The sequence below is a fragment of the Pinirhizobacter sp. genome (assembly GCF_035317885.1).
In the GTDB taxonomy this organism is placed as follows: domain Bacteria; phylum Pseudomonadota; class Gammaproteobacteria; order Xanthomonadales; family Rhodanobacteraceae; genus Pinirhizobacter.
Genome location: NZ_DATHFX010000472.1, coordinates 1 through 2,360, shown reverse-complemented (window position 1 = coordinate 2,360; position 2,360 = coordinate 1). Strand labels below are relative to the sequence as shown.

The following is a 2,360-nucleotide window of genomic DNA, read 5'->3' as shown; positions in this document are numbered from 1 at the left end:
TCCAGGTGGAAGAAGCGGAACCGCTCACCGAGTTTCTCGCAGTAGTCCTGCACCGGCTTCCAGACATCCGGGTTCTTGGTGTTGTTGTCGATCACCAGCACTTCGAAATTGGCGTAATCAAGGTCCGCCAGGGAATCGAGGGTGAGCATCACCATTTCCGGCGGCTCGTTGTAGCAGGCCAGGTGGATGGAAACGAAGGGCTGCCGTTCGGGTGGATCGGGCGTGAGCATGCCGGCTTCGCGCTGCCACTTGCGCCGCCAGAGCACCTCGGTGAACTCGAAGCCGTTGATCAGCAGGATCGCCAGGATCGCCACCTGTGCCGGGAACAGCAGCACCAGCATCGACCAGTCGAAGGGGCTCAGGTAGAAATTGAAGGGCAGGGTGGCCGACCAGACGATCAGGCCGCAGGACATCTGCATCAGCAGCAGGAAGAACACCCGGCCCATCAGCTTGAAGCGTGCGAAACGGCGGGCGAACGCCGCCATCGGGAGGAATGCCAGCAGCGACGACGCCAGCGCCTTCCACGGCCACGAGGTGTCTTCCGTGATCGGTCCGGTGAAGGGGAATTTCTGCTGGCGGTCGGCGTTGAACAGGCCCCAGTACGCGCCGGTGCGGCCTTCGCCGAGGTTTTCCTTCCACGGCTGGTCGAAGGCTTCCAGCATGTAGTAGTCGATGTGCTGCGCGCGGGCAGCGTTCATCCACTCGCGCAGGAATATCGCCTGGTTCGACACACTAGGCTTGGCGTACTTGAAGCGATCGCCGTTGGAGGGCCAGCCGATCTCGCCGACCACGATGGGCTTGTCCGGGTACAGCTTCTTCAATGCGTTGTAGCGGTCAAGCGTGTCTTTCAGTGCCAGGCCGCGGTCGATCGGCTGGCCTTCCCAGAATGGGAAGAGATGCACCGTGATGAAATCCACGTGCTTGACCAGTTCCGGATAGCGCTCCCAGATATGCCAGGGCTCGGCCGTGGACACCGGCTGATGCAAGGCGGCGCGGGCACGGTCGAGGTAGGCCATCAATTGTTCGGGACTGAGCTGGCTGGTGAGCAGGACTTCGTTACCCACGATCGCCCGGGTAATGGTCTTGGGATAACGCTGGGCCTGGGCGGTGAGGGCGGCCAGCTCCTTCTCGTTATTGCCAAGACGCCGGTCTAGCAGTGCGCCAGCCATCACATCCATGCCATTGGCCTGGGCCAGGCGGAAGGTCTGCGGATTCTCCAGCATCGAATAGGTGCGAATGCGTGGTGAGTATTTCTTCACCAGTTTCAGGTCCGCATCGATCTGGGCGTCGGTGGACACATCCCCGCGCATGGGATTTTCGTAGCGCTGGTAGGCGGTGAAGCCGAAGCCGCTGATCTGACCGTGCCAGTCCTCCGGGCCGCGAGGCAGGTTGCCTACGAACCAAAGGCCGAAATTCACCCCGGCGACCAGGAGGGCCAGGAGGAGTGCCACTACCAGGGAAGGGCGTCGTTCGGTCGGTGCAGGTGCGCTCAAAACATTCCCCGGACCGTCTGGCCCCCAGATGGACGTGAATAATCTTGCGAGCTTAACCAACCCCGCCGGATGGCTCAACGCATGGGGCATCGGCCAGTCAGCGGAGCCTTAAGTGTGACATCTTCAGGCTTCGGCGGCGGCGTGCACGCAGCGTCCGCTAGACTTTGCACAATTTTTACCAGGAGCCGGGTATGCGTCGCCTCGTCTTGCGGTTCGTCGTGGCCGCCTTCGTGCTTCTCACCCTGAGCCGGCTGGGGCTGTCCCTCTGGCAGTTTGAGCGCGTCCATGACGCCGGCGGCCTGTGGCCGGTGATGTTCGGCGGCCTGCGTATCGATTTGAGCTTCCTGGCCATGATCGTCGCCGTTCCGGCCGTGCTGTCGCCCTGGCTGGGCCATCGGCCATGGCCCACCCGCATCACCGCGTGGTGGTTGCGGCTGGCCTGGCTGCTATTGGTGCTGCTGGAAGTGGCCACTCCGCAATTCATCGTCGAATACGACACCCGGCCCAACCGCCTGTTCGTGGAATACCTGGTGAACCCGGTGGAAGTGGGCTCGATGCTGTGGCACGGCTACAAAATGGTCGTGGCCTGCTCGCTGCTGGTGCTGATCCTGCTGGGCTGGTTCGGTTTCGGCCTGCTGGCCACGCGGCCGGTGGACCGCCGCCTGGGATGGGTGGCGCGGCCAATCGTCTGCCTTTTGATTGTCGCCGTCTGTTTCCTTGCCGCCCGCGGCACCCTGGAACACCGGCCGATCAACGAGGCCACGGTGGCCTTCAGCAGCGACAGCATGGTCAATACGCTGCCGCTGAGCTCCCTGTACAACGTGGCCAATGCCATCGACGCCCTGCGCAGCGAGCGGTCGTCGGCGG

Annotated in this window: 1 protein-coding gene and 1 pseudogene; one reads left to right on the top strand and one right to left on the bottom strand. The window is 63.0% G+C overall.

Annotation, left to right across the window (positions count from 1 at the left end):
• Window positions 1-1,493 (bottom strand): glycoside hydrolase family 17 protein (locus VK519_RS15635; RefSeq protein WP_414692760.1); only part of this gene is annotated, 1,493 nt, incomplete at its 3' end.
• A 191-nt stretch (window positions 1,494-1,684) separates the two neighbouring features.
• Here VK519_RS15635 and VK519_RS15630 point away from each other — a divergent pair.
• Window positions 1,685-2,360, top strand: a pseudogene (locus tag VK519_RS15630) (LTA synthase family protein); the annotation flags it as partial.